Origin of the sequence: Acetobacter lambici, assembly GCF_011516885.1 — a bacterium.
GTDB lineage: Bacteria > Pseudomonadota > Alphaproteobacteria > Acetobacterales > Acetobacteraceae > Acetobacter > Acetobacter lambici.
Genome location: NZ_WOTD01000070.1, coordinates 1 through 6,995 on the forward strand (window position 1 = coordinate 1; position 6,995 = coordinate 6,995).

Sequence of the window (6,995 nt, forward strand, 5' to 3'; positions counted from 1 at the left end):
CGTGTAATTCCGGCCATGCGGCCTCGTTGTGCTGGCGTCCACATCCTGCCTTTGAATCACGCTCAAAACCTCTTGAAAACCTATCATAGCGAATTTCCAAAAGGGCTCTAAGATTTTGTCCGAGAACTGACATTCCGCTTCCCCCCCCAAATCTGCCTGTCGGCTTCAAGAATTAAGCAGACTGGCGGCAGTCGCCTACATTCAAGACATTCGGAGCACTGAAATTCGAGCCCAAAAGCAGACACTTCCCTTTCCATGGGAAACCTCATGCTACGAGCAAGACACTCATGCATAACTTTCCAAAAGAACTCTAACATTCCTGCTATTGACTTAAGCAGAATTATTCTGGCAGAATTGTATAAATAGATTACATAAAATCGGGACTTACATCGTGAATGTTAGTATTGTCGACTTAAAATTAAAAGACATTGCGGGCTTTCGAAATTTCATTGTCTCCTTTCAATCTAATTTAAATATTATTTGTGGAACAAATGGTGTTGGGAAAACGACTATATTGGAAGCAGTCTCTTCTGCATTTTCTCCCAATATAGCATCTCCTTTTTTAAAGCGCCGCTCGGGTGCTTCTGGAGAAAACCCAGGTTATTTAGAGGTTGATTGCAATATAAATCATCAAATTAAAAAGATATCAGGGAATATCAAAGAAACTCTTCCTGATAAAAATTCAGACTATTTCGGAAATCGAGAAGGAGGGAATTTTGTAATTTTTGTTCGTGCAGTGCGGGATTTTGCATACGCAAGACATAATTCCATTACAGCAGACCCGGATATGAACGATATGACTGTTCAGCAGAGAACATTACAGGGAATTAGCCCACATGAAATTAAAAGCTGGTTTGCTAATAGATATTTAATGCGCCCTCATGGAAATGATTGGCCAGAATATCGTAAAAAAAACCTTGAAGCAGCTATAAAGCTATTCTCAAGACTTGATCCGACAGTCAAGTTATCACACGTAGATACGTCTTCTTTTGATATAATAGTCGACACCCAAAATGGCAATATTGCTTTTGAAATGCTATCATCTGGTTTTCGCTCCGCATTTTCTTTATTGCTTGGCATAATAAAAGAAATTGAGTTCAGAAGGTTAAATCTCTCAGTTGATGAATTTAACGGAGTAATACTAATAGATGAAATTGACTTACACCTCCACCCAATATGGCAACGTGAAATAGGTGGTGCACTTAAATCAACATTCCCAAAAGCACAAATAATTGCCACCACTCATAGTCCGCACGTTATACAAACAGCCCTCCCCAATGAAGTGATAGCCCTCGCGCGTGATGCAGATGGAAATACTTTCGTAAGAGATCTTCCCATAAGCAAAAGGGGATTTGTTGGTTGGTCTATTGAAGAAATACTAACAGAAATCATGGGTGTGGAAGATACTCAAACACCAGAGTATCGTATTGCGATGAAGAATTTTGATAATGCGCTAGATCGAAACGACGAACAGGCTACGACAGAGGCATATAATATTCTTTTGGAAATGCTTCATCCCTCGAACCCTCTTAGAAAGTTATTAGAGATACAGTCATCAAAGGCGACAGGAGTCCAAGATGATTAAGATCAAACGCAACTTGCCGCCCCTGGAACTCGATAAAAAAACACAAGATGATCTTACTGAGGAATTCAAAAAAACTGGTAAATATGTATGGAATACTACTTACATAAGAACAGTACTTCTACATATGTCTCATAAAAAATGCGCTTATTGCGAGACGCTAATAGACGAAGAATCAAAATATATGGAAGTGGAGCATTTTTACTACAAGGATAAATATCAAGACAAAGTAGTATCGTGGAATAATCTATTGCCATCATGCAAGAGATGCAACGTAAATAAAGGAACGCATGATGTAATTTCAGATGGAATGATCGTAAACCCCTCGTCAGACAATCCCAAAGATCATATTTATTTCTACTTATATAGATTTAAGCCGATCACCTCGTGCGGAAGAACTACCATAGAGACCCTGTACCTTAACGATACAGATCGCCTTGTTAGTGTAAGAATGAAAGTCGGAGAACAGATATTGGATGTAGTAAGTCAAATAAGAGAAGATATAGAAAGTCACTTACTAGGAACAAAAACAAAATATCATATTAATAAGGCAACGCGTGCTTTAGAAAAACTTTTCGAATCTTGCTTATCTACTAAAGAGTACAGCGCGACAGCGGCCACCGTTCTTCTTAATGATAGTGACTATCAATGGATAAAAAAAGAGCTTTCAAATTTAGGCATGTGGGAAAGATTCGAGAAATCAGAAAAAGAAGCCGATATGATATCTTTGTAATAGAAATTATATAGAGGGATCGAAAAAAATTTCGGCTTGAGCCCCACTATGCAATTCCATTCTTCCCATTTCCCGGCCAAAGCGGACGTGCTGCTCACCCCCCCATTGCAGACATAAAGGCGCAGAAATAAGCACTTAAAATCCTTTCGCCGTATTTGTTTTCTCATGTGTGTTTTGCAGCGCGGCCCACTTGGCTATCTCTAGCGCCGTGGTTTTTCAGTAAGCATGTCAGATTGGAAGTGTTTTTTGGTGAAAGGTTATAATGGGCAATGCTTGATTCTCTTCTTCTGACAGGCTCTTGGCCCGATCTGCTCCCTCTTGTTCTCGAACAGGTAGACCGCCTTACGCGTCAACGCTTGATTCATACTGAGGTAACGGGGGACGGTCTGCGTCACATTCTCTCGACTGCCCGTTTCTCCCCTGCCCTTCCCGTTTTTATTTCCGGTAGCATGCTGCCTGATGGCAGCTTTCTGCCCGATACCAAATTGTCCGAGTGCGCAGAGTATGCAGCAAAGGCACGGACGCTTGTTGAGGCTGCCGCATTTTCACTGCCCAATCGCTACCATTTCGAAGTAGCTCTTGAGATTAATCGTCAGCGCTTGGCGTTTGTCGCGTCGCTTGTCGCGTTGGACCAGAGTCAAACCGCATCCGACCTCCCTGGAAAAGATAGAATCCGTCCTATCGCCGCATCGGCACCTATAGGTCAGGACCCAGCCAATGTCGCTCGTTGGTTTACTGCTTTGGTCGAAGCTGAAGTTCCCAAACATGATGGACAACTGAAGACATCACAGGCTGCTGTCGGCGCGTTTGTTCAGCTAGGGAAAGCCGCGAATACTCGCCGAGCCTACCGCTCAGCCGTCAGGGGCTGGTGTGCCTGGGTGGCACGTCATGAGCTTCCCGCCTTGCCGGCACGGAGTGAAGACGTTGCCACCTATCTTGCCGATCTTGCTTTGCGCGGACGTAAGCCGGCTACAATTGAACTCCACCGCGCAGCGCTGCGCTATCTTCATCACATCTCACATCTACCTATTCCAACGACACACGTGCTCGTCTCTGAGACGCTGGCGGGTATTCATCGCTCACCAAGGAAAACACCACCACGTCAGGTCAAAGGTTTGACATGGGAGATGATCTGCGAGGTTGTTGATAGGATCCCGATGACCTCGCTGGTGGATGCTCGTGATCGCGCCATTCTCCTCCTTGGTTATGGTGGTGCGCTCCGACGCTCCGAACTGGCGGCGATCCAGCTCGAACACGTCTCGCTTGATGAAGACTGCATGCGGATCACCCTGCCCCACTCCAAAGGCGACAAGAAGCATCAGGGCACCACGATTGTTATCCCACGCGGGATAACCAGACATTGTCCGGTGCGGGCGTGGGAGACGTGGCTACGACAGTCTAAATTGACACCAAGAAACAAGAACAAAGCTACAAAGCCAGAAAACGAAAACGAGATGACGGCCGCCTTCCCAAGAATATGGTTGCCAGCGGCGTCGAAAAACAATGAGACGCCCCCTATTCATAGAATTGGCACCCAGAGCCTTTCGGACTTTTCTGTAGCCACAATTATCAAAAAACGCTGTCAGGCTGCTGGAATCGAGGGGGATTTTAGCGGTCATAGTTTGCGACGCGGTGCCATTACGACCGGCGCCCAGGACGGCCTTGATCTTATATCGCTAAAACGTTTTTCTCGTCATCGGGATTACCGTGTTCTGGAGACTTATATTGAGGATGATCATGCTCTATCCCGACATCCAGGGAAAAGTCGGTTTTGAATAAAACCAACCTTCCCGCCCTAAAAGTCCCCACCTAGTACCTGTTCCCGCATGATTATGGACAACTGAAGCATCCTCAATTTTCAGAATCGGTTTCTGTGAACTTTTAGGGCGCTGTAGCTTGTTATCTTTCACAAGTTGAGCGAGAACTCTTAGGGCGGATGTGAGAACTTTTAGGGCGGAACAAGATTCGAAGAATTCTTTATTTTCAGAGATATAGCGAATCTGTCCTAGGGACTCTTAGGGCACAAACTAATAAAACCTTCAAATATCCTTTCAAATAGTTTTACGCCCCTAAAGTCCTCGGAGACTTCTAATCAAGTAAGACGTATCTAGGAAATATGGGTCGAATTCACCGCCTCCTTGAAGAACATGGCCGTCAAGGCGCTTTAGCACTTTCAGATGACAGGAAAGAGCTAGAGGTTGCTTTTGACTTCATGTCAGACGAACAAAGCGGTGTAGGTTTTCTCTTTAGTGGATGGTGTCAAGCAGCCTTACCACATCGAAAGCAACCAGATGATCAAATATGGCTTATAGAAACTGAACATCTAAAGTTAATGGTAGAGCCAGGATCAGTAGCTACTGAAGAAGGAGTAATAAGAGTAGGCGTACCTTACGGATCAAGAGCACGCTTAATACTACTTTATTTGCAGACAGAAGCTATTAAGACGAACAGTCGCGAAATTGAACTTGGTCGTAGTTTACGCGAATGGCTGCAGAAATTAGGCGTATCAATCGGCGGGAAAAGCATGAAAGATGTCCGAGAGCAAGCATTACGCCTCTCACGCTGTCGAATGACTTTTCAAATTGCTAAAGGCAATCAAACGGGGTTTGTAAATCAAAACATCGTGGATACTGCACTTTTCACTAACCATGATAATGGCGGATTATTAGAGACTGTTAAATTATCTGAAGGTTTTTTTGAGCAATTAAAAAAACACCCAGTTCCATTACAAGAGTCTGCAATTCGCGCGATAGCAAATAATAGTCAAGCATTAGATATCTATTGCTGGCTCGCTTATCGTTTGCATGTTCTGCCTGGAGATTGTCAAATTACTTGGAAAGCCTTGTATGCCCAGTTTGGACGAAGTTACGCTCGGCTGAGAAAGTTTAGAGAAAATTTTCTGGAAAGTTTAAAAATAGCTTTAGCCGTCTATCCAGATGCGCGGGTTACAACAACCGAGACTGGGGTAATCTTGCATTCATCTAAACCTCCAGTGCCCCAAAAGACCACACCTCAAATAAAGCCTGCAAAGAAACAGGCTTTATGATATGAAGGGCCCTAAAAGTTCACGGACGATTTAGCTTCCTTTGATGGCTCTTATGACTTTATTTATTTCACGGAACTCATAACTTAATTTAAAATATTCGAGAGCAAGTTTTTTCCTTCTATTCAAAATTTTCTCCCTTTTGTTTTCCAGTCTTTCTAAGTCTATTACATTTTTTTTAAAATCTTTTTCTTCCGTCCGCTCGCGATAATCTTTTCGAAAATTCAGTAACTTTCTACGACCCACTTCAGGACGAACAAGCCCCTCTTCTTTCGCTGCATCTAGTTCCGGGTCTGTCATGTTCGTTAAAACATAAGCTGCCGAATAGCTTGCAGGAAGATCGTTTTCGGGGACCTTTCCCGTTTTTACGAAGCGAGCAACACTTTTCAACATTGAAGCTACAGTGTCACCGAATGGCAGTATTTTTTCGGCACTCTGTTTTAATCTTTCTCTTTCACCTATTGTTAATGAAGCTTCCATATCAAGAAGCGCATTCCCCATTGCCAATGACGCATGGCCAGCTCTTACAAAATTACGATAGATGATCTTTCGTTGAGTAACGATCGTCTGGAGACGTTTCTTATCATTCATAAGCTCCGTGTCACCGAAAACTTCATTGAGTGTCTTTAATAAATTCTCATCAATCTCAATTAATTCATTCTGTGCAGAACTTCTAACATCAGCAGCCATAAGTGCTGTTTCACGCTCTTGAGTTAGAGGTTCATCACGTAAGGCAATTTTTTTTGCCAGTGATTTTGAGATTTTCACACTCATAGTTCGATCTCATGCTTAATCAGATCCCAAAGCAACTCAACGTCTTTTGAGCCTCTAGCATCTTTAATATCCACTGAGGTTAATCCACCGTGATTGTGAACGTGCATATCCTCAGCAATTGGTATTTCGACAGGCAAAACTCGTGCATATTTAGCAACTCTCTGTCGAGCCTCTCTAAAACTTTTAGTTTGTCGATTTACCCTTGAAAAAACGACGAAAGCCTTAACACCGGCTTTTTTTAGGGATAACAAATAAGGTGTGTTACTCGATATGTCGTTATGTGTAGCACTTGTAGGGACAAGAACTAGATCAGCAAGCTGCGATAAACCCAAAAAAGCGTCAGCATCATTTTCTAAGGCTGGCGGTGTATCAATAACCACCAGATCATTATCGTCTGTAAAATCTTCTACGGTTTTCCATTTTGATAATGACAAAGATTTCACAGGCACGCTTATAAGCGAGGGAATGGATTTCTGTGTTCCTTCTCGTGCGTCTCCCCAGTTACGAAATGTAGATTGAGGGTCGAAATCGATTCCAGAAACTTTCATTCCATCTCTTGCAGCATAGACAGATACACATTCGGAAAGTGTGGATTTGGATGTTCCTCCTTTCACGCTAGCGAACAAAATGGTTTTCCCAAGCACTGTCAGTCTCCCGATAAGTTTTCCACCCACCAATATATTATTTACCGAGTGCCGCGCAACTTTTACACGTGTAAAAATTTCATTTCTCAGTCCGTCGAGGAATTTTGTTACGGCGTGTCGTCAGTTAAGCAGGATAATGATTGAAGCGAACTGCACGGCTGCGAGGAAGGTGGATTTCAGCTTGTCGTAACGGGTTGCGATAGCGCGAAACTGCTTGAG

The 6,995-nt window shown here is 43.3% G+C and carries 6 protein-coding genes and 1 pseudogene; 4 read left to right on the plus strand and 3 right to left on the minus strand.

The genetic code is table 11. The features are described 5' to 3' along the window. Window positions 1-391: 391 nt before the first annotated feature. The 4 genes from GOB86_RS14215 (at window position 392) to GOB86_RS14230 (ending at window position 5,361) form a co-directional block, all read left to right on the plus strand. Window positions 392-1,585, plus strand: coding sequence for an AAA family ATPase (locus tag GOB86_RS14215; RefSeq protein ID WP_165993249.1), 1,194 nt, complete (start codon window positions 392-394; stop codon window positions 1,583-1,585). Beyond that, window positions 1,578-2,315, plus strand: a complete 738-nt coding sequence (locus GOB86_RS14220; protein WP_165993251.1) for an HNH endonuclease — start codon at window positions 1,578-1,580, stop codon at window positions 2,313-2,315. Before GOB86_RS14215 ends, GOB86_RS14220 begins: the two co-directional genes overlap by 8 nt. A 269-nt stretch (window positions 2,316-2,584) precedes the next feature. Then, window positions 2,585-4,090, plus strand: a complete 1,506-nt coding sequence (locus GOB86_RS14225; RefSeq protein ID WP_165993253.1) for a tyrosine-type recombinase/integrase — start codon at window positions 2,585-2,587, stop codon at window positions 4,088-4,090. Between the two features lie 341 nt (window positions 4,091-4,431). Then, window positions 4,432-5,361 carry a replication protein RepA gene (locus GOB86_RS14230; protein ID WP_003630807.1) on the plus strand — a complete coding sequence of 310 codons (930 nt, stop codon included), beginning with the start codon at window positions 4,432-4,434 and terminating at the stop codon, window positions 5,359-5,361. 30 nt (window positions 5,362-5,391) lie between these two features. Here the strand turns inward: GOB86_RS14230 and GOB86_RS14235 are convergent, their stop codons facing one another. From GOB86_RS14235 to GOB86_RS14245, 3 genes and pseudogenes are all read right to left on the minus strand, one after another. Next, window positions 5,392-6,132 (minus strand): hypothetical protein, encoded by a 741-nt coding sequence (locus GOB86_RS14235; RefSeq protein WP_064775795.1) that lies wholly within the window; start codon window positions 6,130-6,132, stop codon window positions 5,392-5,394. Beyond that, on the minus strand, window positions 6,129-6,776 hold the full coding sequence (locus tag GOB86_RS14240) for an AAA family ATPase (protein WP_165993255.1): 648 nt from the start codon (window positions 6,774-6,776) through the stop codon (window positions 6,129-6,131). The genes GOB86_RS14235 and GOB86_RS14240 overlap by 4 nt, the downstream gene beginning before the upstream one ends. 120 nt (window positions 6,777-6,896) lie before the next feature. Further along, a pseudogene (locus GOB86_RS14245) lies at window positions 6,897-6,995 on the minus strand (IS5/IS1182 family transposase); the annotation flags it as partial.